The organism is Paenibacillus rubinfantis (genome assembly GCF_001486505.1).
Classification (GTDB): Bacteria; Bacillota; Bacilli; order Paenibacillales; family Paenibacillaceae; genus Fontibacillus; species Fontibacillus rubinfantis.
The window spans coordinates 381,401-403,609 of sequence record NZ_LN909066.1 but is presented as its reverse complement, the minus strand read 5'-3'; the positions used below and the strand labels follow the sequence as shown (position 1 = coordinate 403,609).

The following is a 22,209-nucleotide window of genomic DNA, read 5'->3' as shown; positions in this document are numbered from 1 at the left end:
AAAGATTCGGAAGGAAGCGGCGCTTCTTGCATATATTTTCCTTTATCATTCGGACCGGTTCAGCGATAATAGGGTTGGTAAGATCTGTATGAAGGAGGTTTCCCCATGTCAACGGGCAAGGAGATCCCCGAGCTTTATTTTGACGGCCAATGGATCAATGTGTTGTGGGATAATCATGATCAGGTTGTGAAGTGGTTTGATAAGTACTTTGGCTGGAAGGTGCTTCGGCAAGAGAACTGGAAGGTGGACCCCCGATGTTCCCAAGGCAAAATGACGCAACTGGACTTTGGGACCTGGCTGGTTACTTATCTTACGGAAACCCGGCTCCCCCATCATTATGCCGAGCGCGGGACCGTGGATCCCGATCTACGGTTGTGTTTTCGAACACGGGAATTCGATCGCCTGCGGCGTGCCTTGGTGACCGATGGAGTGCGTGTGTCCGCCGTCTATTCGGGAACTAAAACCCGATATTTCGACGTGTGGGCGACGGCCGAAGGGATCCGGTTAACGTTACAGGAGGACTTAACGCTGCCTTCCGCCGATTTGGTACCTTCCTGGATTCGGGTAGGCGTCAGCCGGTTAAACGAGTCGATTCAATGGTACAGCCAGCATCTAGGTATGAAATGCACCCAGCATCATCCGGCCGGCGGATACGCCGTCATGGAGCTGAAGCTGAATCATTCCGAGGAGAAGTCGCTTTGGGTGCTTGAACAAAAATCCAGCGATGCCTACGTGGGTAAAGTGGACGGCCAGGTCCAGCCAATCTGCTGGATTCGCGATCGGCAGGACTTTTTCAAGTATCATCAATATTTGAAACAACGCGGGATCGAGACGTCCGGAATTGGCGGCTTTTTAACGCAGGGTTTAGTTAGTTTTCATTTCTATGATCCGGACGGAAATCGATTTAACATCAGCAGTTTGTGAGGTGCAGAATGAGAAGATATTTTTATCCTATCCTGGCTTGTCTTCTAGTTACAGCCTTAGTCCTCTCGGGTTGTGAAGGGAGTCGTTCAGAGACGCTTGATCTAGATAATCATGTACCGAAGCAGGAGATCAACGGGATTTCCATCCAAACCTTGCCGATGGAGGACGAGGAGTATGCCGTTCTTAAAGCGGCGGGTGTCGGCAATTCCATGGTATTTGAAGTGAACCCAGGAGAGATCCAAGCCGATCGGGTGCATGTCTGGATAGATCAATATGTGAACGGTGAAAGCAAAGGATCCGTACTTGGTCTGGAAACGTTACTTGATCAGGTCCAGGATAACCCATTCAGGCTTTATTTAACGACCCCTGTCATGAGTGAGGGGGACGAAGGATGGACGCTTGCTTATAGGCAGAAAGGAAACGTGGTCAGCTCCAAATTCGAAATCCCCAAAGGCGATTTTGATAGTACAATGATTCACTCCATGCCACCAACTACCGTAAACCCCAATGAAACGATTGCTTTGGGTGTGATTGTGAGAAATAAGGGCAAGGACCATGTGGAATCCAGCGACAATATTGAAGCAATAATTCGGGATAACCAGGATGTCCATGTGCTGAGATGTACGATCATCAAGAACAAATGAAGCCGAGATTCACCCGCTCATTGAGCTTGATCCGCTCATTTTTTTCTTCTCCCGGCTCCGCCTGCGGTCATTCCAATACAGCTGGAGCGCGGATAAGGCGCAGAGCAGGGATATGATTAGAAAAATCACCGACCACACCAGTGGGGATACCCCCGTAAGCTGAGCCAAGTTCGTCGCGTCGCCCGCTTGGCCGGGAGAAACGATAGAGTTCAGCAGCAGTGTGACCGGACCCATCACCGACTCCTCCAAGCATAAGAACGCCAGCAGCAGATAATAGAAATTGCGAATTCGTCCCCCTAGCAGGAAAAAGGCCACGTTAATCAGCAGGAACAGGATTAACCATCCCCGGCCATATCCCGTACGCACAAACAGCAGCAACGAGACCAAAGCCAGCATGCTGATGAGGACAAGCCCGGCCGCTTGGTTTTGCCGGGAATAGCCAAAGAACATGGCTACGGCAAACAACGAAGCCGAGATATACCCGGCCAAAGCTACGGCCAGTTGGCTCCAACCTGAAGCTAGCACCGAGTAGGTAACACCGCTGTGATCAGGGTGTAATTCAATGCGCAGCACCTGTCCCGAAGCGAGTAGGGTCACAACCGCATGGCCCAGTTCATGAACCATCGTATCCAACATGCGGAACCAGTCGGAAAACGGGATCAAGCGGGTTAATATCGCCGCTCCGATCAGAAATAATAAGGCCTTCAGCCATTTATTCATCGAACTATCGTCCTCCCTGGCAACTTGCAGTTGCTTTTCATTATAAGGGAGGGCAAAATAGTATTCAAAAGGCGAACAAATTTTCGGTCGGGTGGTATAATGGTCGTGACGGAGGTTTTGGAACGATGAACGACGGAGCGGACGAAAAATACAGTTTTTTCAGCCAACAACTACATAGAGACCGGGAACGGCAGACGGATTCGGAACATCGGTTGACGTTCGCGGAATTGGAAGTAGAGGACGTCGGGCAACAAGCGAACGGCAGATCGGAGCCGGTGAGCCGGGTTGTTGCACCCGATCTTTGGGAACGCGATACGGATTGGCGGCAGGACTTCCGTTATATTTCCCGGGAACAGCGGTTTGTCCAGAAAGCGAAGGAGCTGGAGTCGGCCGTTGAAGCGGCGGCGGAGTTTGTTCCTTTTCAGACGTATTGGCCGACTTATGATGAGATGCAGCCCAGGCAGCTGAAATGGTATTTGTTCTGGCGGGGAGAGGTTCGTTCTGAACGTTATCCGGACACGGATCTGTCCTACCTGTTTGTCTATTTATACGAGCTGATCCATGGGGTTGGCTGGTCGGAACCCGCAGAGGGTTATGCCTTAATGGAACGGGTCTGGCAGGCCTACCGGGAGCGTTACCCTAAGCTGGATCTTTACGTCCGGGAATGGTTATACGATCTGGCGTTGGTCTTCCAGTTGGAGGAACGGTCTGCAGAGCCGATGGCCAAGCTGCCTCGCAATTTGTCGATGGAGTTGAAGGAGCTGGAATGGCGCAGAAGGTTCACCGCCGATCCGCTGGAGTTGAGCTGGGATCTGCTGATGACGCTGACCGATTATAATGTGGAGAAAAGCCGCTTTTATCAGGAGCTAGGGCGTAAGGATATGCGGAACTACGTACCGAAGGTCATCTCATTGGTCGATGGCTATCTTTCGAGGAGCAAGGGCATCCGAATTCTGGAGCTGTTTCAGCCATCGGAGACCCGGGTGTCTCGATTCTTGTTCCGCAGCGCCGTGTATGACCATGATTTGTATGGGCGCACCAAGACGGTCACCGTCTTGCCCTATAGCGGGCATCCACCGCTGCGCGGGTTCCTGACGCAGCTCATTCGATTGACGGAGAACCAGTTGCGTGAATTAACCGGATTTAAGGGGAAACTGCGGGGAATCGACGTCGGGCCGGAGATCGAACAGCTGGTTGGCCGATACCTCGGCAAGGAATTTGAACGGCGGAAAGCGGAAGAAGCGAAAGCCCGGACACCGAAGGTAAAAATCAATGCCGCTAAACTGCGCAAACTGCAGCAGGAATCCAACGAGGTGCGGGACCTTCTGCTCAGCGAGGAGCTGACGCTTGCGTTCGCGCCGGAAGCCCCCGGTCTACCGCCGGAGCGGGCTGCCAGCCTGCCTGGAAGAATAAGTGATGAACCGCTGCAGCCAACCTTTGATTTTGAACGGGGATATGAGCAGGAGCCAGAACAAGTTCTTCCGCCATCCACCGAGGAACGAAGCGGTAGCGAGAAGAACGAGGGCGGGCCGATGACGAGTCTGTCGGAGGAATGGCAGGAGCTGTTTGCAAGTCTGACTGCGCCTCAGGCTCAGATGCTGACTGCTTTGCTCCAGGGCCAAAGCGCGGCGGAACGCCAAACCATTGCCGAGCAGGCTGGCTCGATGCCCGAGCTGCTGATCGATGAGATCAATGAGCTGGCGATGGAGCGGATCGGGGACCTCCTGGTCGATGGGGACGAAGTTGTAGACGACTACCGTGCGGAGCTTGACGAGTGGCTTGCAAGCCAGCGCTAAGCGATAAACATAAACGATAAACGGTGCGGCTTGAGGATATAGGATAAGTTTGGAACGATGAGGTGAACGAGAATGAAACAGGTGCAAATTCCGAAGCGGCTGACCACCGCGCTCGTCAATTCCTTGACGGCCGGGGTCGTACCGCGAGTTGGGTTGGAGCATATCGCGGTCGGGCGTAAACCAGAGGTGGCGTCCATCCTGCAGGACATGGACAATATTGCGGAGGGCGGGGCGGCTTTCCGCTTGATCACGGGGCGTTACGGAAGCGGGAAGAGCTTCCTGCTCCAGATGATTCGCAATTATGCCATGGACCGCGATTTTGTAGTGGCCGACGCCGATTTGTCGCCAGAGCGTCGGCTGGTTGGCACGAAAGGGCAGGGGCTGGGGACTTACCGGGAGTTGATGACGCATTTATCCACCCGGACGCGGCCCGACGGCGGCGCACTGGAGACGATGCTGCAGAAGTGGATCGCCGCTCTCCAACAGGAGCAAATGCAGGCCACCGGCCTGCGTCCCGGTGATCCGCAACTGCATGATGCGGTGGAGCTGCGGATTTATGCGGTGACCAACGAGATGCAAAACCTCGTGCACGGATTTGACTTCGCCAAAGTGCTGGCCGCCTACTGGTCGGGCTACAAGCTTGGCGACGATGACCGGAAAGCCGCGGCGTTGCGCTGGTTACGCGGCGAGGTTCCAACCAAAACGGAGGCGCGCCAGGAGCTGGGCGTCGGCGTAATCATCGACGACGACAACTGGTACGACTACATGAAGTTGTGGGCGGAGTTTGCGGTGCGCATCGGGTATCGCGGGCTGCTGCTGTTTATCGATGAAGGCGTCAATCTGTACAAAATCACGAACAGTGTCTCCCGCCAAAGCAATTACGAAAAACTGCTGACGATGTTCAACGACACAATGCAGGGCAAAGCCCAGTACCTCGGCATCTTCTTGGGCGGAACACCGCAGTTCGTGGAAGACGAGCGGCGGGGGCTGTTCAGCTACGATGCCCTGCGCTCGCGGCTGATCGACGGGCGTTATAGCAGCGGGGCGCGCCGTTCGTACACGTCGCCGATTCTGAAGCTGGACATGCTGTCTCATGAGGAAATTTTGCTCTTGCTGCAGAAGCTGCGCGAGATTCATGCGATCCATTTCGGTTACGCGATGCGTCTGACCGACGAGCAGTTGATCGCCTTCATGCAAGCAGCGGTGAATCGGCTTGGGGCGGAGGAGCTGTTGACGACCCGGGAGGTCGTACGCGATTTTATGGATGTGCTGCATCTGCTGCACCAACAGCCGGAGCTGTCGTTCGAGGAGTTGATGGGTGAACGGGAGCTGGAATACGCGGCGTCCGGGAACCAAGGGGCCAAGGAGAAGGGCGGCCCCGACGAGCTCGACGACTTTTTGGCGGAGTTTGAGTTATGAGCGGTCCCCGTCCTTTTTCCCGGTTGGCGCCGTTTATTCAGGAATACATCTACCGCAAAAAATGGGATTCCCTGCGCGACGCCCAAGTAGAAGCTTGCCGCGTGTTGTTCGATACGCCGCACCATCTCCTGATCGCATCGGGGACGGCGTCGGGGAAAACGGAAGCCGCCTTTTTCCCTGCGCTGACGGAGCTCTATCATCGGCCTTCGGAATCCGTCGGGATTCTTTACATCGGGCCGTTAAAGGCGCTGATTAATGACCAGTTCGAACGGATCAAGGAGCTGCTGCGGGACGGGGAAGTGCCGGTCTGGCATTGGCACGGCGACGTCGCCCAAGCGGAGAAAACCAAGCTAATGCAGCGCCCCAGCGGGGTCCTGCAAATTACCCCCGAATCGCTGGAAGGGCTGCTTATGAATCGCCCGAATGCAATCCCGGCGTTGTTCCATGATCTGCGATACATCATGATCGACGAGGTGCACGCCTTTATGGGAGCCGATCGCGGGATTCAGGTGATCAGCCAGTTGACTCGGTTAGAGCGGATGGCTTCCTGTACGCCGAGACGAATCGGTTTGTCGGCTACGCTTGGCGATTACGAGATTGCCGCTCGTTGGCTTGGCGCGGGGACGCCGCAGCCGGTGGAGGTGGTCTCCCCGCCGGGCGGGCGCAAGCTGAAGCTGTCGGTGGAGCATTTCGCTTTCCCGGATGCCCGGGACGAACGGGAAGCGGAGCACCTGGAGCTGGCCAAGCAGAAGTATTACAACTTCATTTACGACAACACCCATCGCAAAAAAGCGCTCGTCTTCACCAACAGCCGCACCGACGCCGAGTTAACCACGCTGGAGCTGCGCCGGATTGCGGCGAAGCGGGAGGAGCGCGATGTGTTTCACGTCCATCACGGCAGCATTTCCGCGATGCTGCGCGAGGAGACCGAGGCCGCGCTACGCTCCGGCCCCGGCCCGGCGGACCGAGGCCGCGCTACGCTCCGGCCCCGGCCCGGCGGTTGCCGCAGCGACGGTGACGCTGGAGCTCGGCATCGACCTGGGCGAGCTCGAGCGGGTGATCCAGCTCGGCGCGCCGTACAGCTGCTCCAGCTTCGTGCAGCGGCTGGGCCGCTCCGGCCGGCGCGGCGACCAAGCGTCGGAGATGATGTTCCTCTGCGCGGAGGAAGAGGATGAGGACGCCCAATTGCCGGCGCGGATGCCATGGATGCTGCTGCGGGCGATCGCCATCATTGAGCTGTACGTGCGCGAGCGCTGGGTGGAGCCGGTAAAGCTGCGCCAGAAGCCGGTTGGTGTGCTGTACCATCAAACGATGAGCACGCTCAAGAGCATCGGCGAAGCGGAACCGGCCGATCTGGCTCGGCACGTGCTGACGTTACCGGCATTTCGCGGCGTTGAACCCGAGGAATACAAGGCGATGCTGCAGTATCTGCTGCAGACTGACCATATCCAGCAGACCGAGGAAGGTACGCTGATCATCGGACTCGGCGGGGAGAAGGTGGTGAACAACTTCCGATTTTACGCCGTCTTCAAGGACGACGAGGAGCATGTCGTCTACAACGGCTCCGAGGAGATCGGCAGCATCACCACCGTACCGCCGCCCGGCTATTGCTTCTCGCTCGCTGGGAAGCTGTGGAAGGTCGAGGAAGTGGACAGCAAACATAAAGCGGTGTACGTGAAGTCTTCGCGCGGTAAGGTAGATACGCTTTGGCTTGGCGCCGGGGGAGATGTCCATACCCGGGTCATGCAGAAGATGCGCCAGGTGTTGGAGGAGCACACCTTGTATCCGTATCTTGCCCCGGGCGCGGCCAATCGCTTGGAGCGGGCACGCCGGTTAGCCCGGGAGAGCGGGCTGCTGAACAGTACGGTGATCCCGGCGGGCGGGGACTCGCTGTTTATTTTGCCGTGGGCGGGAAGCAAGCAATTCCGCACATTGGAACGCCTGTTGAAGCATAATCTGACGGACCCGATGGGCTTGCGTCAAGTCGTACCGATGGAGCCTTATTATATGGTTGTGGCGGGGAGAGCAGGCGCCAAGGAGCTGCTTGCCGCCATTGAGGCGGAGCTGGCTTCCGTCCCTCATCCGGAGGCGCTGCTGGCTGCGTCGGAAGCCCCTTATCTGGGCAAATACGACGAGTTTTTACCGCCGGAGCTGGTGCGGCGCGCTTTTGCCGTGGACGGGCTGGACGTAACCGGCTTGGTCGAGGCTTTGGAAGCAGCGGGGAAACCCAGTGATTGATCCTCGGGCAGTTCTGAAGAGTAGAGGAGGGCAACCATGGGGATCGAGCTTATATTAGAACGTATCGTCAATCGACTGCAGGGAACGGACGGCCTTCAAGCCATCGTTCTGGGAGGATCGCGGGCGACAAACACTCACCGTCCTGATTCAGATATAGACCTCGGTCTGTACTATGAGGGCGAGACGGGGGTGGATATCGCCGGGTTGAGTCAAGCCGCGATGGAACTCGACGATCAGCACCGTAACGATCTGATGACAGGGATCGGCGAATGGGGGCCTGGGGTGAACGGGGGTGGTTGGCTAATCATCGGCGGATATCATGTGGATTTTCTGTACCGGGATCTGACGGCGGTCCGAACGGCAATCGAGGATTGCTGCGAAGGTAAAGTCCAAATGCTGTACCAGACCGGACATCCCCATGCGTTCCTGAACAGCATGTATATGGGGGAGGTGGCGGAATGCCGAATCTTATGGGAGCGGGAGGACCGGTTAACTCAGCTGAAAACCCGGACCCATCCTTACCCTCCGCTGTTGCGAGAGGGGATGCAACGCCACTTTTTGTTTGAAGCGGGCTTCTCCCTGATGTTTATGGAAGCCAATGCCGACCGTGATGATGTCTCTTACGTCTCAGGACACGCCTTTCGAGGGGTATCCAGCCTCAATCAGGTACTTTATGCGCTAAATGGCCGCTATTGCCTGAACGAGAAAAAAGCAGTGCGCAACATTCAATCGTTTGCCATCCGTCCGGAACGTTACAAGGAGCGAGTGGATTTGGTATACGGCAAGCTGGGACCGGACCCGAAGGGAATCCGCGAAAGTATCCACGAACTCCGCAGCTTGATTGATGAAGTGAATGAGTTGGCGAAGATGCCAACCGGGAGGAATCTTGATGACCGCAAAATCGAAAATTAGCCCCCCTCAGCTTACGACCGAATTGACGGAAGCCGATTGGGAGCAACTGCTTGACGATGAAGACCATGAGCTGGTTGAGGCGACGGTGTCCGGCGCTTCCTATGAGCATGAGGTGTTAGAAAAATGCATCTTATCCAAGGTGGTGCTCCGGGGCTGCTCCTTCGTGGGCACCGTCTTTGAACGAATGGACATGACCGATGTCGTGCTGGAGAACTGTGATTTGTCCAATGCCGTGCTGGAAAAGGCTATCATCCACCGGGTGCATTTTAAAGACTGCAAGTTAACGGGGTTAAATCTTTCTAAAGTGAATGCAGGCTCTATAACGTTTGAGCATTGTGTGATGAATTTAAGCGACATGGTGGAAGCTTCCTTGAAACGAGTGAGATTTCAGGATTGCTCCCTGCAGAACGCGAATTTTTACGGCGCCAAATTGAAGGATGTGGAACTATTGAGATCGGATCTGAATGAGGCTGATTTTAACGACACCTCCTTGAAGGGAATGGATATCAGCACCTGCACGTTCGAACGTGTAGATATTCCTGCCCATGCCATGGCCGGTTGCACGGTTTCTCCGGAGCAAGCGATCGGCTTTGCCAAACTGCTTGGCTTGATCGTAAAATAAAAAAAACGAAACAACGCTAACGCCCCGCCTAGACAGAGCTATCTAAGGTCGGGGCGTTTTGTTAGGAGTTGGAGTTCTTCGGCTATCCCCGGAATTCCAACACCATCTTATAACTGCCGGGCTCGGCACGAAAACCAAGCAGGTCGCGGTTAATGCGCAGCATCGGACCGTTCATGGAATCATTATGCGTCCGCAAGTAAGGCACGCGACAGCCGATCGCGGTCTGGATCGCCAGCAGCTTCAGGGCTAGAGCGAGATGCCGGCCGCGGTATTCCCGGAGCACGCCGGTGAATTCATGGTACATCGCCTGCGTTTGCTCGTTTTGCTGCAGCGTTACGACGCCAACGTATCGTTCCCCGTCCTTGGCGATATGGATCCACTCGGGACGAACGCCGGGTTGGTCGATACTCCATTTTTTCCACTCTTCGAACCAAGGAAAGCTTCCGGAGAATCCGGGGATGTCCAAGTGAGTCGTTTGGTAAAGCTCATGGAGCTTCCGTTCGTTGGCTTCGCCGGGCTCGTCAGCTAATGTGACGAATTCGATGCCGGTTCGGCGGGCATCAGGAATGGCATCCAGCAGCTTATTCCCCTCAAAATTCCCCAACTCCAGTACAGATTCAAACGTGTGGCGTTCCTGAACATACCCTCTACGCTCGGCAAAGGCCAAGGAAGCTGGATCATTATCCTTCATATAGATGATAATACGAGAGGCTTTTACATCGGCGGACCAGCGGCGGACTTCATCGTAGATGGCGCCCCCTACGCCGGTTCCTCGTTTCTTGGGGTGCACGACCAAGTTGAGCATGAGCTCGCCCGGCTCTGTCCAAGGCGCGCGCCATGCGTGAGCATAAGCGATGACCTGTCCCTGGTCGTCTTCGGCCACCCATTTGGGATGGTCCCAACCCGTTAGTTTCCCTTCTGCATTATAGTCTAGCTGACCTGGCGGGATTTTGTTGTCTTCTTCCTCTAATCGCTTCCCGGTTGTGGGCTCCGACATGATCAAGTTCAACAGATCGGCTGCCGCGTCGTAATCGTTTGGTTTACGCATTTGACGAATCCTGTGTACGTTCAATTCATTACCCCCAGATGGATGAATACGTATTTTCTGCCATTATCTCATGCCAAACGGTTATGGGGAGGGGAAGGTTTGGATATAATTAGAAATTCCTGTGAAACGGGCAGATTTTCGTGAACATGAAGTGGAGTATGTATGGCAGGAGGGGTGCTATGCGATTCAAAACAAAACGGGATCCGTTGTTCGCAGGCTTGTGGGCGGCGTTAATTTTGCTGGCGAATCTGGTCATTCTCTGGCCGCTGCTTCTCGATCCGCAAGCGCTGACGCCGGGAGGACTCGCGGGGCTTATCGTGCCTGATTTGCTTGTGACCGTTTTGCTGGCTTGGCTGGCGATTGATATCTCTTATGTGATCCGAGAGGAGGTTCTGTTCGTCAAAGGGGGGATGTTCCGTTCCAAAATTCGTTTTGAGGAAATCACTCGGATATCACAGCATCCTAATATTTGGTTGGGGTATCGGCTCTTATTCTCACGCGACGCCATCGAAATCCATTACCGGTCCGGTGTCTTGGGCAGCGTCGTTATTTCGCCGGTAGAGCAGGAACGGTTCATCGAAGAGCTGATTCGTCGAAATCCCTCCATCCAATTGGTGGACAGAACGTGAACGAAGGGACGCATGTCACATCTCCTTTAGCCCAATTTTGCTAAGCTGGATAAAATGCGAGGAGAGAGGGCGGACTAACCCCATGGTGCATGTGTCCAGTTTACTGATTCCGGCTGCAGTGTTACTTCCTAATATCTTGTTTATGGTATGGCCTCCAAAGTTGATGCCCGAGCGGAAGGAACTTCAGGAAAACTTGCTCTATCAAGTCGCCGAAGGGATCGGACGGGCGGGTACTATCGTCCTGCCCTTATTCTCGTCCCTGGAGGTGGGAGGGAAGCTGGAACGTTTCGCACTTGCAGGGATGCTCCTCAGCTTAGGGTTATATGTCATTGGCTGGATACGCTATCTATGGAACGATCGGCAGTATCGCTTCTTATATGCGCCGATGCTGGGGATTCCGGTGCCGATGGCGGTCATGCCGATTTTGTATTTCATCAGCGCTTCGTTTCTGCTGCCTTCCGTTTTCGTTCCTCTGCTCGTTTGCAGCTTGATCCTAGGTAGCGGGCATATTCCAGCCAGCCTGCGCATCCACCGTTTCCTTCAGAACCAGGACTTGACCTAAAAAAGGGCGGAAGCCCATTCCGCCCCTTCGAATCCGAACTGCAAGCTTAGTTCACTTTCGTAAACAGCCACTTCTGCGCGTCCGTACCGTTGTCCGTCCACTGCTGAACCGCTGCGCCGTCAGCTGTAGAGGCGCCGGACACATCCATCACCAAACCGCTGGCTTTGGATACCAGCTTGAAGTAACCGCCGCCTGCATCAACGATACGCCAACGCTGCGCGTCGCTGCCGTTATCGGTCCACTGTTGCAGTTGTACGCCGGTAGCTGTGCTTGCGCTTGGTACGTCCACCACCTTGCCGCTATGGATGGCGGTCAACTTATAGGAACCGTCGCCCGTGTGATCCAGCCGGAAGCGTTGATTGCTGGCGCTATAGTTGGTCCACTGCTGAATCTTGGCTCCTTCCGCAGTGGAGACGTCAACCACATCCAGCACCTTGCCGCTGACTTTGGAAGCGATGGTATAGACAGCGCCGTTTTCAAGGATTGGCGAGGAACCCGGTTGATCCTGATAAACGCGAACATAATCCACGAGCATTTGCGCTGGGAAAGGCGTCCCCCCGTCCGGACTGCCCGGCCAGTTGCCGCCGACGGCCAGATTCAGCAGGAGGAAGAATGGTTTCTGGAATTCCTCTGTGTTTCCAGTATTGTTTGCGATATAAAACTCATTGTATTGAACACCATCAACAAACCAGCGAATATAACTCGAGTCCCACTCCACGGTGTACGTATGGAATTGGGAAAAATCCAGATTGCCGGAGGTCCGGCCGTAAGAGGCGTGTCCGTTTGCGTCCCAATGGACGGTGCCATGGACAGACCCCTCATGGTTTACGCGTTCCATAATATCGATTTCGCCGCAATAAGGCCAACGGATCGAGCTAATGTTTTCGCCCAGCATCCAGAATGCCGGCCACAAGCCTTGTCCGGTCGGAAGCTTGATCCGGGCTTCAATTTTTCCGTACGTGAAGCTCTTTAAGCCTTGAGTCTTGATTCGCGCCGAGGTGTAATTTCGACCTTCGTAATTCTCCCGCTGGGCGGTGATCACCAGATTACCGCCAGAGACCTGTACGTTTTGCGGCCGGTCGGTATAGTATTGAAGCTCGTTGTTCCCCCAACCGTTTGTCCCGGTGCCAATTTCGGGAGTCCAGTTCGCACGATTCAGCGAGTTACCGTTAAATTCATCGCTCCAGACCAGCCTCCAGTTGGGAGCCGCACTGGTGGTACCGGGTGTAGGGATAAAGACGACCAAGAGGGTAAGCAACAGAAAGAGGAGAAACGGTTTACTGCGTTTTCGCATCATGAATTCGCTCCTTTCAAAAATGAAGGGTTTGGGCTAACTTGCCACATGCGATGTTGTTCATACTAAACCGGTTTCGATTGCATATGATAGCGCTATCATTACATAGATTACCATTTAAAGATGGAGTTTACAACCAGATTTTTTACAGGTTTTTCAAATCCATAGGGTTCTGGTATTCTGGTATCAACTAAGTGTTGCACGGGGGGATGAGATGCAATTGCGATTACTAGAGGAAGGAGATGCGACAATCTACCAAATCCTTCGATTGCTATTTTGACGAGGATTACATGGCGTTAATATGGAGCTGAACTGGGGGCAGGAAGATGGAATTAAGTACGGGGCGTCTACGGCTTAAGGAATTTAGTTTGGAGGACGAACAAGCGGTGCATGCGTATGCCTCTGATTCGCTGGTGGTGGAGCATATGCTCTGGGGGCCAAATTCGGCGGAGGAGACGCAGGACTACTTAAGACAAGTGATCCAGAAGCAGGAACACGTGCCGCGGACTGCATATGATTTCGCTGTAGTCCTCCAAGAAACCGGTCAATTGATCGGCGGCTGCGGCTTATTTCTGGAGGGGTATCGACAAGCCGAGCTAGGCTATTGTTTTAACCGGTCTTTTTGGGGCCAGGGATACGCGACGGAAGCGGCAAAAGCCTTGGTACGTATGGGCTTTCATGAGTTAGGACTGCACCGGATCTACGCGACCTGCCGGCCGGGGAATATAGGATCCGCCAAAGTCATGCAAAAGCTGGGGATGCGTTATGAAGGCCATTTCCGGGAACATCGTTGGCATAAGGGGAGCTGGCGGGATTCCTATCAATATTCGATTTTAGCCAGGGAGTTTGAAACGGAGGGGGAAATCGGGAATGACGAAACAAGAAACTAAAGCCGAGCTGTTGGCACAATTCCGCGAGTGGATTGGCTATGTCAAGGAACTTGAGCCATTGGATTGGGAAAAGCCGATCGAAGAAGGGAAATGGTCCGTACACGGGCTGGTCAGCCACTTGATGGGGTGGGACAAGTATTTCTGGGAGGAAGCGATTCAGCCGATTTCGCAGGATCAACCTGTCACGCTGCAGGAGCTCGATTTTGATGTCTTTAACCGGGAGTCCGTCGAGTTCGGAAGATCGAAGCCGAAATCGGAGCTTACCCAGCTTGCCGTGCACTATCGTCAGATGATCATCGAGACGATTGAAGGCCTGGACGAGGAGAGGTTCAGTCGAACCTATGGGGATTTTACGGTCGATTCCTATCTGCGTGATTTTATATGGCATGATCATCACCATCGGAGTCAAATCGAAGCGCGTAAAGCGTATCTTGTATAGAAAAAGAATCGGCAGGTGAGACTCATGCCATCATTAGAGAGGGAGATAACCGATGAAGTATTTTAAGAAGCTGGTGGGGTCCAGACTGTACTTGTCCCCGGTGAATCCGGAGGATGCGGAGACGTATGCTCATTGGATCAACGATCTTTCCGTTTCCGTCCGGCTGGGGACTTCCCGTGAAGTAATCGGGTTGCAACGGGAGCAGAAATTTTTGGAGGACTTGGCCAAGGAAGGTCAAAATTACGCGATCGTTCAGCTGGATGGAGACCAATTACTAGGCAATTGCTCGTTGTTTGCCATCGATCATGTCCGCAGAGTGGCGGAGGTCGGGATCTTCTTGGGCGACGAGGGCCAGCGGGGGCAAGGGTACGGGACCGAGGCGCTGCAGCTCATTTGTGAATACGGATTTAAAATCCTGAACCTCAACAACATCATGCTGCGCGTCTTTGAGTTCAACCAACCGGCCATCCGATGCTACGAAAAAGCGGGCTTCCGCGTGTTTGGCCGCAGATCGCGAAGCTACTACGTGAACAATGACTACTTCGACGAAATTTACATGGAACTGCTGCGGGACGATTGCCAGACATCCTATCTGGATGCAAAGCTGCCTCGCCGCAACTAGGTTAGCAAATCCTTCATGACCCGGCCACAAACGTATACGAGGGCCGGGTTGTATTATAGACGGAAGGTGGGCGCCATAGATGAAGCTTGTCATTATTTTTGGACCCCAGGCTGTAGGCAAAATGTCGGTGGGCCAGGAGTTGGAGAAGTTAACTGGATTAAAGCTGTTTCATAATCATATGACGATTGAGCTGGTGTCGCATTTTTTTGACTATGGATCTCCCTCCGGAAAACGGTTGGTTGGTTTGTTTCGAGAGGAAATCTTTAAAGAAGTGGCGAAAAGCGACTTGCCTGGTTTGATTTTTACCTATGTTTGGGCGTTTGACCTCCCCTCGGACAGGGAATATGTTGAACATATCAGCCGGATTTTTGAATCCCAGGGTGGGGAAGTGTACTATGTGGAGCTGGAGGCCGATTTGGAAGAGCGGCTGATCCGCAACCGTGATCCGCATCGTTTGCTGCATAAGCCAAGCAAACGAAATTTGGAGCGCTCGGAAAGAGATCTTCTCCGTACCCTGGAGAAATATCGGTTAAACTCTTTGGACGGCGAAATCAAGAAACTTAACTATATCAAAATCAACAATACCGCTTGCCCACCAAACGAGGCGGCTAAAATCATTCAGGAGCGGTTTCGGTTGTAGCAACTCCTTCTCGGTGGGGCGGAGCATCAAGCGTAAAGACAAAGGGATATGGAACAAACTGACTTGGAGGACAGGACAGCATGAGCGAAACTGAAATGTTTGACATCTATACCGAGGATATGAGGAAGCTGGGTACTGCCTCCAGACAAAAGGTCCATGCCCAAGGGCTATGGCACCAAACCTTTCATTGCTGGATCATCCAAAGGGATGCCGAGGGCGAACCCTCTCTTTTATTTCAACGGCGTCATCCCAACAAGGATGTGTTCCCGTTGTTACTGGATACGTCCTGTGCTGGGCATCTCCAAGCGGGAGAAGACGTGAAAGACGGGATCCGTGAACTCGAAGAGGAGCTTGGTTTAGCGGTACCGGTTGAGGAATTGACTTATATCGGCAGGGTGGCCCAGGAGCATTTACTCTCACCTGATTGGATTGATCGTGAGATCAACCATGTTTTTATCTACGAAAACGAACGCCCTTTGCTCGATTACCGCATCCAGACGGAGGAACTGACAGGACTTTATTGGGTGGGGTTGCAGGAATTTAGGGAGCTGCGCTGCGGGAAACGCGATCTGTTGACGTCTGCCGGAGTTTACGTGGACGAGATTAGCGGGGGGTTGCGGGAACAGCAGGCCACCTGGCGGCTCACGGATTTTACGCCCAATTCGGACGAGTATTATCAGCTGTTATTTAACTGGATCGAACAAGAGGCCACCGAGGGTGGAACCAAAGAATAGAAGGTGGGCCGTGCATCACTCGATACTTCGATTGACGTCGACGATCTGATTTTGAACGCGGCGGGTTTTCTGCTAGGTGCCAGCATATATAAAATATATGAGGAATATTTGCAAGCCGAATAAGCGAAGGACGTGGTGATGTTGAGCAAGGAAAAAAGCCTGTTATACGCTTTTTTGGTCGGCGCTGGGTTTTGTCTGGCGCCTTTTCCGGCGGCGGATTTCTTTCTGCTTCGCCCGATCATCGGGTTGGTTCGTAGTCTGGGCATGGTCGTAACGATCTTTGCCGGTCTATTTATTCTAACGGAATCCTATTTGCACCTGAAAAAAATATACGGAATTTTGATCCAAAAATTGGCCATTACTGCCGGAGTGATCCTGGTGCTCTTGTTTATTGTCTACTGGGGGATGTTCAACTAGCTTCGTTTTGGGGAAAGGGGAAAATCCACATTGGAATCCAGGAAGTTTGTCGACGTAAAAATCAAGCGAACCATCGCCGACCAAGCGGAGCAGATGAGTCAGCGTACGTTGGCGTTATGGGCGGCGGATTGCGCCGAACGCGTGCTGGCCTGCTTCGAGGCGGAGCGGCCGGAGGATCTGCGGCCGAGGCTGGCTATCGAAGCGGCTCGCGCCTGGGCCGGCCACGCGGCGGCTACCGCGCATGTGGCGGGGCACGCGGCGCATAGCGCCACCTACGCCGCCAAGGCGATGGCCTATGCCGCGAACGATGCAACCGCGTCTAAGGCGCGGACCGAGCAGGAGCGGCAGTGGCAGCTCCGCCGATTGCTGGAGTTGGAGATGTAAGCGGTGATGGGAGTGCGTGAGGTTGAATTATTTTACTAAAGCGATGTATGAGCAGATGCAAATTCGGGGGTATTGGGTTTATCCGGATTCAGAGCAAGAGCTGGAGGCAGACCAAGCTTGGTATGCCGAACAAGGCAGGGATTATGCGGAAGAAGCTAAGAAGATGTATGAATACATCCAACCTCTTATGCTAAAACATCTTCCTCCAGACGTTCATCCCCAGGTTCTTGATGGAAGCCTGATGACGTCAAAATGGCCAAATCCTGCGGAGGCAGCCTGGATCAGTGAGTGGAAAGCCGCCTGGGAGGCTGAATGGAAACGACGCTGCAACGAATACAACGATAGGTACGAACAGATAAAGCAAGACCTTCCTGTAGGTGCTCAGCGTCTTCGAGAGAATGTCCGATTTCACGATGCCCAAATCAAGGTGTTTAACCCGCTCGATGATGGTAGTGTTGAGATGATGCTTAAGGAGATCGGCAAGGAACACGAAACGCGTCTCCTATATCGGAACGTAAACCTTCTTTGCGCCGAAAGCCCTGAGCTTATACAGGGCAGCCTTTGCTTGTATGAGGAAATCGATTGGACTAGGCCTAATTTTGTTGATTTCCGGCTGCTTCTGGACGCTCCGGGTACTGGATTACACGAGCTCTCGATGAGCGCCACCGATGTGACCTTAGAAACTACAATCCAATAAGAGATGGAGATGCACCTATGAATCATTCACCAATCATTATTCGTGAAGTGGCGTCCGGGGATTTGGAACCGCTCGCTCAGCTCTTTGATGAGTATCGCCAATTTTATGAACAAGCCTCGGATATGGAGGGGGCCCGGCGGTTTTTGGAGAAACGGCTGAACCGGGGCGAATCCGTCGTATTTATGGCCATCGATCCGAGCAGCGGGAACACGGTGGGGTTTACCCAACTGTACCCGTCTTATTCTTCGATCTCGATGAAACGAGTTTGGATTTTAAACGATTTGTACGTACGGGAGGAATACCGGAACCGAGGTGCGGCGAAGCTGCTCTTGGAGGCGGCGAAATCCCATGCCCGACAAACGGACGCCAAAGGTCTGGAGCTGTCGACGGCCATCCCCAATGTCCGGGCTCAGCGCTTGTATGAAACAAGCGGGTATGAGCGGGATACGGAGTTTTACCATTACTTCTTAAGCTTGTAATCCGAGAAGGGGTTATCGTATGACCAAAGTGCTTGTAGTAGATGACGAAGCGAGTATTTCAGGAGCTGTGTCTTATGCGCTGCGGCGGGAAGGGTATACGGTGGAGACGGCGGCGGATGGGCAAGAGGCGCTGGACCGCGTCGATGCGTTTAAACCGGAGGTGATGGTCCTCGACGTCATGATGCCTAAGCTAAGCGGATACGAGGTATGCCGCAGGCTGGAGGGGCGTCCGTTGCGGCCGGCGATTTTACTGTTAACCGTCAAAAACGACATCGTCGACAAAGTGCTAGGCCTGGAACTTGGGGCGGACGATTTCATGACCAAGCCGTTTGATATGCGGGAGTTGGTTGCTCGGGTCAAGGCGCTGGTGCGGCGCGGGCCGCGTCCTCACCCGGGAGATGCCGGCGAGGCTACGCAGGAACCGATTCAGCTGGGGGGGTTAACGATAAACCTGCTCAACCGTACCGTTCACACCGGGGAGGGCCTGATCGACCTGACGCCCAAGGAGTTCGATTTGCTGGCGCTCCTGGCCGGGCATCCGGGACGAGTATATTCCCGGGAGGCCTTGCTGGAGCAGGTATGGGACATCGATTTCGCCGGCGGCACGCGAACGGTGGATATGCACGTGCAACGGCTGCGCAAAAAGCTAGGCCCGTGGAGCGATTGCATTCAAACTGTATACGGCATCGGTTATAAAAGCGCGGAGCCTTTAACATGAAGCGGTGGACCTTCCGGTTTGGCTTGAAATGGAAGGCGGCCGCGCTGCTTGCCGTCCTGCTCGCTTCAGTTATCGCCGTGCTCAGCGTCCTAGTGTTGGCCGGAATCCGGGAGGACCAGCGTCAGCGATTGGAGCAAACGTTGGCTGCGGAAGCGGAGACCGCAAATCTCCGGGTCCGCCAGGAAGCGCTGACGAGCGGCTCGCCCGCTCCGGATGCGTTTATGGAACAAAGCGGTCAAGGCCTTGCCGTCGATTTAGGTGCTGAGAGCGGGCTGCCTGTTACGTTATATAAAACGGACGGGACGCTTGTCGGCACCTCGTTGCCTTTTCAGCCCAAGGCGGACGTCCGGGATGCGCTGGCTTATACAGCCAAAGATCAGTCGGCGTATATCACGGAAGGAGATCAACTGCTGTATCTGGCGCCCCTTTATACGATGGATCAGCAACCGGTGGGGACGGTCCAATTCCATGTGTCCCTTGCGGAGCAGCATGCTTTTTATGAGAGGATTCAGCGTCTGTTCTGGCTTGTTGGCGTGACGGTACTGGTTGGGGGATTTCTACTCGGTTTCCTCTACGTCTGGCGCCAAGCCCATGTGATCACGCGGTTAAACCGCGCTGCCATGCGCATTGGGGAAGGAGAGTATCTTCGCGAGCCCACGGTCCAACGGAAGGATGAGTTGGGCGAACTGGCGCAGGGGATTTTTGAAATGAGCGGAAAAATTGCCACCACCCACGCCCAATTAACCGATGAAAAAAGCAAGCTGCTTGAGGTTGTGACCCGTTTACGGGAGCTGGAGCAGCAGCAGAAGCTGTTCATCGGGAACATCAGCCATGAGTTAAAGACCCCGTTGACCTCGATTCTCGCCTATACGGACTTGCTGGACATGTACCGGGACGACCCGGCGCTTCTTGAGGAGGCTTCACGTCAGATCGGTACGGAGGCGGAGCGATTATACGCGCTGGTCGAGAAATCGCTGAAGCTCTCTTCCATGGACGTATACGAGTTCGAGACGCATGCGGCCTCGGTGGACCTGAAGCCTTTGCTTGCGGAGGCGGCGACACGCTTGCAGGCGAAGGCGGAGAAGCAGGGGATCCTGCTTGTCACGGATTTACAGGAAGGCAAGGTATGGGCCGATGCGGATAATGTGATGCACATGGTGATGAATCTGCTCGATAACGCCGTGAAATACAACAAACCGGGAGGAAAGGTGGTTATGAGCAATGAAGCCGTCTCGGTACCGGATGGTCCAGGCCGAATGCAAATTAAGGTGAGCGACACGGGCATGGGGATTCCCTTGGAGGCGCAATCCCGCATTTTCGATCCGTTCTTCACTGTCAGCAGCGACCGGTCCAGAGCCCACGGCGGGACAGGCTTAGGATTGTCGCTGGTGCGCAGCCTGGCGGAGAAGCAGCATGGCTCGGTTAACCTGACGGCCTCCGGACCCGAAGGATCCACGTTCGTGATCGAACTGCCGCTGGAACGCCCGTAGTCTCCGAGCAGCGGCTAAGCCCGCGGATTTCAGCCCAGACTTGAAGAAGTCGGGGCTTTTTTTGCTTGCATGATGCCCGGACGGGGGCTGTCGGGTGCCGGAGGGATGGCCGCCGAACCGGCCAAATGTAAAAGTGCATTTGATTCTTGGCTAAACCGCCGATTTCGAGCGATTGAAATGTAAAAGTGCATCTGATCAGCGGCTTCGAGCCTCCAAAGGGCGTTTTAGGCGAAATTGAACTGTACTTTTACATCCAAAGGGTCATTTTTCAGCATACCGCGGGAATTTAACAGCACTTTTACATTTGCGGAGGACGTTGTAAAGCAGAGGACGTTGTAAAGCGGAGGATGTAACAGAAGCGGAGGAAGTAACAAAAGCGGTCGATGTAACAATAGCCATCAAAGTAGCAATATCGATCAAAGTAGCAATAGCGATCAAAGTAGCAATAGCGATCGAAGTAACAAAAGCGGTCGATGTTACAACTCCCAGCTGATGTCACCATCGCGGTTCACCGTTACAAGAACGTTACAAGTCGGATATTTTTGCGTGATAACTCTTACCTATACTAAGGTCATCAGGGGAAACCGAAACGGTCCGGGAGACGGGCAACAGTTTCGGAGTTAAGCTCCTGGGGCACTAACGCGGGAGGTACCTGTGATGAAACACCACGCGGAGAAGTACGGGTTCATTTTGGCGGCAGCACTCTTGTCCATCACTGTGACGGCTTGCCAGCCGAACGGCGAAAGGCTGACGGTCGTTGACCCCGCTACGCGCCACGCCGATCAGCAGCCGGTTGTCCGAGACGGAGCGGACCGGGCTGACACCAAACGGCAACTCACGGTCGTTCGTACGCCCAAGGAGCAGACTGGCCGAGAGGTCACCGTTGCCGGTACGCATAAGATAAAGTCTGCGACGATTCAATCCTGGATCTCAGAGGACGAGGTCGAAATCGAAACGATCCGGCTCGTAAAGGCCGGGACCGAGACCGAAGAACCTCAATACGAGTACAAGATCTTAATCATGAACCTGCTGAACGGTCAAACACGCGAGCCCACGGGAGAGGAGGGACGGCAGATGGACGGCTACATGTTTGTGAAAGAGACCTTTTCTCCTGAGGGAGAGTACAGTTTTATTCAGAAATGGAAGGACAAATACACAGCCGACAATTTCGTGAAGGATCGCAGGACGGGCGAATTGATTGAAATTCCCGGGGATAACTATCTAGAGCTCGGCGGTTGGCTTAACGCGGATACGTATATTCTGGCGGCCGGTTCCATGAATGGGCGAGGAGAGATCCGGCAAATCTCTGCGGCGGATGGGAATGTAAAGACGCTTCCGCTGGAGGACCCCGACGTGGACATTTTTACGCAGTTTGGCGTTAGTCACGGCCGAATCTATTACACCGACAACCATCAGGTCTTAAAGGTGTTTGATCCCGGACAAACCAAGCCGGTGAGTTTAATTCGCGACGTATGGAATTTTCAGCTCTCGCCGAACAGCCAATATATCTCGGTATCTACCGTTACCCAATCGGGAGCATTTCAGGGCAGCGAGTTGCTGATCTATGACTCGGCCGGCACCCTTCAAGGCACACTCATCGGCAAAGGTGACCTAATCACTTATGTCACTTGGTCCCCGGATTCCGACAAGTTGGCATTTGATGTGTATACCGAAAAACAACCGGGCATGAACGGGGTGTATCTTTTTGATACCCAATCAGGTCAAGTCTCGCCGCTCGCACCTTATTATGCACCTACTGAACCGTTGCCCCATCCAACTTACCCGCTGAGCTGGAGTCCGTCAGGCCATCGGTTGGGGATCACAGTGGAGGATTCCAACTCGCAGCTCGTCACTCAGGTTATCGATTTTATCTTTAAATAAGAGGAGAGAG

Annotated in this window: 23 protein-coding genes and 1 pseudogene; 21 read left to right on the top strand and 3 right to left on the bottom strand. The window is 54.1% G+C overall.

The features are described 5' to 3' along the window. The first annotated feature begins 105 nt into the window (after nt 1-105). Together BN3277_RS19450 and BN3277_RS19445 are read left to right on the top strand one after the other, a co-directional pair. Complete coding sequence (locus BN3277_RS19450; protein ID WP_059045580.1) at nt 106-924, top strand: VOC family protein; 819 nt, start codon at nt 106-108, stop codon at nt 922-924. An 8-nt stretch (nt 925-932) separates the two neighbouring features. After that, nucleotides 933-1,568: a hypothetical protein gene (locus BN3277_RS19445; RefSeq protein WP_059045578.1), complete on the top strand. Its 636-nt coding sequence runs from the start codon at nt 933-935 to the stop codon at nt 1,566-1,568. 9 nt (nt 1,569-1,577) lie between these two features. On the opposite strand, the gene BN3277_RS19440 is transcribed toward BN3277_RS19445, so the two are convergent. Then, nucleotides 1,578-2,288: a M50 family metallopeptidase gene (locus BN3277_RS19440; protein WP_059045576.1), complete on the bottom strand. Its 711-nt coding sequence runs from the start codon at nt 2,286-2,288 to the stop codon at nt 1,578-1,580. A gap of 125 nt (nt 2,289-2,413) precedes the next feature. On the opposite strand from BN3277_RS19440, the gene BN3277_RS19435 reads away from it, so the two are divergent. The 5 genes and pseudogenes from BN3277_RS19435 to BN3277_RS19415 all read left to right on the top strand — a co-directional run bounded on the left by BN3277_RS19435 (nt 2,414) and on the right by BN3277_RS19415 (nt 9,275). Beyond that, nucleotides 2,414-4,084: a TerB N-terminal domain-containing protein gene (locus tag BN3277_RS19435; protein WP_059045574.1), complete on the top strand. Its 1,671-nt coding sequence runs from the start codon at nt 2,414-2,416 to the stop codon at nt 4,082-4,084. A 72-nt stretch (nt 4,085-4,156) separates the two neighbouring features. Continuing rightward, nucleotides 4,157-5,503, top strand: coding sequence for an ATP-binding protein (locus tag BN3277_RS19430; RefSeq protein ID WP_059045572.1), 1,347 nt, complete (start codon nt 4,157-4,159; stop codon nt 5,501-5,503). Further along, a pseudogene (locus BN3277_RS19425) lies at nt 5,500-7,741 on the top strand (DEAD/DEAH box helicase). Before BN3277_RS19430 ends, BN3277_RS19425 begins: the two are co-directional and overlap by 4 nt. A 36-nt stretch (nt 7,742-7,777) precedes the next feature. Then, nucleotides 7,778-8,653: a nucleotidyltransferase domain-containing protein gene (locus BN3277_RS19420; RefSeq protein WP_059045571.1), complete on the top strand. Its 876-nt coding sequence runs from the start codon at nt 7,778-7,780 to the stop codon at nt 8,651-8,653. Next, nucleotides 8,631-9,275, top strand: a complete 645-nt coding sequence (locus tag BN3277_RS19415) for a pentapeptide repeat-containing protein (protein ID WP_059045569.1) — start codon at nt 8,631-8,633, stop codon at nt 9,273-9,275. Before BN3277_RS19420 ends, BN3277_RS19415 begins: the two co-directional genes overlap by 23 nt. 82 nt (nt 9,276-9,357) lie before the next feature. Here BN3277_RS19415 and BN3277_RS19410 read toward each other — a convergent pair whose 3' ends face one another. Continuing rightward, a complete protein-coding gene (locus BN3277_RS19410) occupies nt 9,358-10,323 on the bottom strand; it encodes a GNAT family N-acetyltransferase (RefSeq protein WP_059045568.1) in 966 nt (321 codons plus the stop codon). 179 nt (nt 10,324-10,502) lie between these two features. On the opposite strand from BN3277_RS19410, the gene BN3277_RS19405 reads away from it, so the two are divergent. Together BN3277_RS19405 and BN3277_RS19400 are read left to right on the top strand one after the other, a co-directional pair. Next, a complete protein-coding gene (locus tag BN3277_RS19405) occupies nt 10,503-10,952 on the top strand; it encodes a PH domain-containing protein (RefSeq protein ID WP_059045565.1) in 450 nt (149 codons plus the stop codon). An 82-nt stretch (nt 10,953-11,034) separates the two neighbouring features. Continuing rightward, nucleotides 11,035-11,514, top strand: coding sequence for a hypothetical protein (locus tag BN3277_RS19400; RefSeq protein WP_059045564.1), 480 nt, complete (start codon nt 11,035-11,037; stop codon nt 11,512-11,514). Nucleotides 11,515-11,560: 46 nt separating this feature from the next. Here the strand turns inward: BN3277_RS19400 and BN3277_RS19395 are convergent, their stop codons facing one another. After that, nucleotides 11,561-12,808: an RICIN domain-containing protein gene (locus BN3277_RS19395; RefSeq protein ID WP_392396656.1), complete on the bottom strand. Its 1,248-nt coding sequence runs from the start codon at nt 12,806-12,808 to the stop codon at nt 11,561-11,563. Nucleotides 12,809-13,134: 326 nt separating this feature from the next. On the opposite strand from BN3277_RS19395, the gene BN3277_RS19390 reads away from it, so the two are divergent. The 12 genes from BN3277_RS19390 (at nt 13,135) to BN3277_RS19335 (ending at nt 22,199) form a co-directional block, all read left to right on the top strand. Beyond that, nucleotides 13,135-13,698 (top strand): GNAT family N-acetyltransferase, encoded by a 564-nt coding sequence (locus BN3277_RS19390; RefSeq protein WP_059045560.1) that lies wholly within the window; start codon nt 13,135-13,137, stop codon nt 13,696-13,698. Next, the gene (locus BN3277_RS19385) at nt 13,679-14,137 is read left to right on the top strand and encodes a DinB family protein (protein WP_059045558.1); all 459 of its coding nucleotides are present in this window, start codon (nt 13,679-13,681) and stop codon (nt 14,135-14,137) included. The genes BN3277_RS19390 and BN3277_RS19385 overlap by 20 nt, the downstream gene beginning before the upstream one ends. A gap of 52 nt (nt 14,138-14,189) precedes the next feature. After that, entirely contained in the window at nt 14,190-14,759 is a 570-nt protein-coding gene (locus tag BN3277_RS19380; protein ID WP_059045556.1) for a GNAT family N-acetyltransferase, read from the top strand. Between the two features lie 79 nt (nt 14,760-14,838). Further along, nucleotides 14,839-15,399 (top strand): DEAD/DEAH box helicase family protein, encoded by a 561-nt coding sequence (locus BN3277_RS19375; protein ID WP_059045555.1) that lies wholly within the window; start codon nt 14,839-14,841, stop codon nt 15,397-15,399. A gap of 80 nt (nt 15,400-15,479) precedes the next feature. Then, on the top strand, nt 15,480-16,133 hold the full coding sequence (locus tag BN3277_RS19370; protein ID WP_059045553.1) for an NUDIX hydrolase: 654 nt from the start codon (nt 15,480-15,482) through the stop codon (nt 16,131-16,133). Between the two features lie 138 nt (nt 16,134-16,271). Further along, on the top strand, nt 16,272-16,550 hold the full coding sequence (locus BN3277_RS19365; RefSeq protein ID WP_059045551.1) for a hypothetical protein: 279 nt from the start codon (nt 16,272-16,274) through the stop codon (nt 16,548-16,550). Between the two features lie 30 nt (nt 16,551-16,580). Next, nucleotides 16,581-16,934 (top strand): putative immunity protein, encoded by a 354-nt coding sequence (locus BN3277_RS19360; protein ID WP_232436471.1) that lies wholly within the window; start codon nt 16,581-16,583, stop codon nt 16,932-16,934. 22 nt (nt 16,935-16,956) lie between these two features. After that, a complete protein-coding gene (locus tag BN3277_RS19355; protein ID WP_059045549.1) occupies nt 16,957-17,631 on the top strand; it encodes a DUF4085 family protein in 675 nt (224 codons plus the stop codon). A gap of 32 nt (nt 17,632-17,663) precedes the next feature. Next, nucleotides 17,664-18,110 (top strand): GNAT family N-acetyltransferase, encoded by a 447-nt coding sequence (locus BN3277_RS19350; RefSeq protein WP_392396655.1) that lies wholly within the window; start codon nt 17,664-17,666, stop codon nt 18,108-18,110. Between the two features lie 19 nt (nt 18,111-18,129). Next, the gene (locus tag BN3277_RS19345) at nt 18,130-18,828 is read left to right on the top strand and encodes a response regulator transcription factor (protein ID WP_059045544.1); all 699 of its coding nucleotides are present in this window, start codon (nt 18,130-18,132) and stop codon (nt 18,826-18,828) included. Then, nucleotides 18,825-20,318, top strand: coding sequence for a sensor histidine kinase (locus tag BN3277_RS19340; protein WP_059045542.1), 1,494 nt, complete (start codon nt 18,825-18,827; stop codon nt 20,316-20,318). Before BN3277_RS19345 ends, BN3277_RS19340 begins: the two co-directional genes overlap by 4 nt. A 657-nt stretch (nt 20,319-20,975) precedes the next feature. Next, complete coding sequence (locus tag BN3277_RS19335) at nt 20,976-22,199, top strand: WD40 repeat domain-containing protein (protein WP_059045541.1); 1,224 nt, start codon at nt 20,976-20,978, stop codon at nt 22,197-22,199. Nucleotides 22,200-22,209: the final 10 nt, after the last annotated feature.

Coding starts and splice junctions, on each gene's coding strand:
- BN3277_RS19450 (WP_059045580.1), top strand. CDS start 106: ATGTCAACGGGCAAGGAGATCCCCGAGCTTTATTTTGACGGCCAATGG.
- BN3277_RS19445 (WP_059045578.1), top strand. CDS start 933: ATGAGAAGATATTTTTATCCTATCCTGGCTTGTCTTCTAGTTACAGCC.
- BN3277_RS19440 (WP_059045576.1), bottom strand. CDS start 2,288: ATGAATAAATGGCTGAAGGCCTTATTATTTCTGATCGGAGCGGCGATA.
- BN3277_RS19435 (WP_059045574.1), top strand. CDS start 2,414: ATGAACGACGGAGCGGACGAAAAATACAGTTTTTTCAGCCAACAACTA.
- BN3277_RS19430 (WP_059045572.1), top strand. CDS start 4,157: ATGAAACAGGTGCAAATTCCGAAGCGGCTGACCACCGCGCTCGTCAAT.
- BN3277_RS19420 (WP_059045571.1), top strand. CDS start 7,778: ATGGGGATCGAGCTTATATTAGAACGTATCGTCAATCGACTGCAGGGA.
- BN3277_RS19415 (WP_059045569.1), top strand. CDS start 8,631: ATGACCGCAAAATCGAAAATTAGCCCCCCTCAGCTTACGACCGAATTG.
- BN3277_RS19410 (WP_059045568.1), bottom strand. CDS start 10,323: ATGCGTAAACCAAACGATTACGACGCGGCAGCCGATCTGTTGAACTTG.
- BN3277_RS19405 (WP_059045565.1), top strand. CDS start 10,503: ATGCGATTCAAAACAAAACGGGATCCGTTGTTCGCAGGCTTGTGGGCG.
- BN3277_RS19400 (WP_059045564.1), top strand. CDS start 11,035: ATGGTGCATGTGTCCAGTTTACTGATTCCGGCTGCAGTGTTACTTCCT.
- BN3277_RS19395 (WP_392396656.1), bottom strand. CDS start 12,808: ATGCGAAAACGCAGTAAACCGTTTCTCCTCTTTCTGTTGCTTACCCTC.
- BN3277_RS19390 (WP_059045560.1), top strand. CDS start 13,135: ATGGAATTAAGTACGGGGCGTCTACGGCTTAAGGAATTTAGTTTGGAG.
- BN3277_RS19385 (WP_059045558.1), top strand. CDS start 13,679: ATGACGAAACAAGAAACTAAAGCCGAGCTGTTGGCACAATTCCGCGAG.
- BN3277_RS19380 (WP_059045556.1), top strand. CDS start 14,190: ATGAAGTATTTTAAGAAGCTGGTGGGGTCCAGACTGTACTTGTCCCCG.
- BN3277_RS19375 (WP_059045555.1), top strand. CDS start 14,839: ATGAAGCTTGTCATTATTTTTGGACCCCAGGCTGTAGGCAAAATGTCG.
- BN3277_RS19370 (WP_059045553.1), top strand. CDS start 15,480: ATGAGCGAAACTGAAATGTTTGACATCTATACCGAGGATATGAGGAAG.
- BN3277_RS19365 (WP_059045551.1), top strand. CDS start 16,272: ATGTTGAGCAAGGAAAAAAGCCTGTTATACGCTTTTTTGGTCGGCGCT.
- BN3277_RS19345 (WP_059045544.1), top strand. CDS start 18,130: ATGACCAAAGTGCTTGTAGTAGATGACGAAGCGAGTATTTCAGGAGCT.
- BN3277_RS19340 (WP_059045542.1), top strand. CDS start 18,825: ATGAAGCGGTGGACCTTCCGGTTTGGCTTGAAATGGAAGGCGGCCGCG.
- BN3277_RS19335 (WP_059045541.1), top strand. CDS start 20,976: ATGAAACACCACGCGGAGAAGTACGGGTTCATTTTGGCGGCAGCACTC.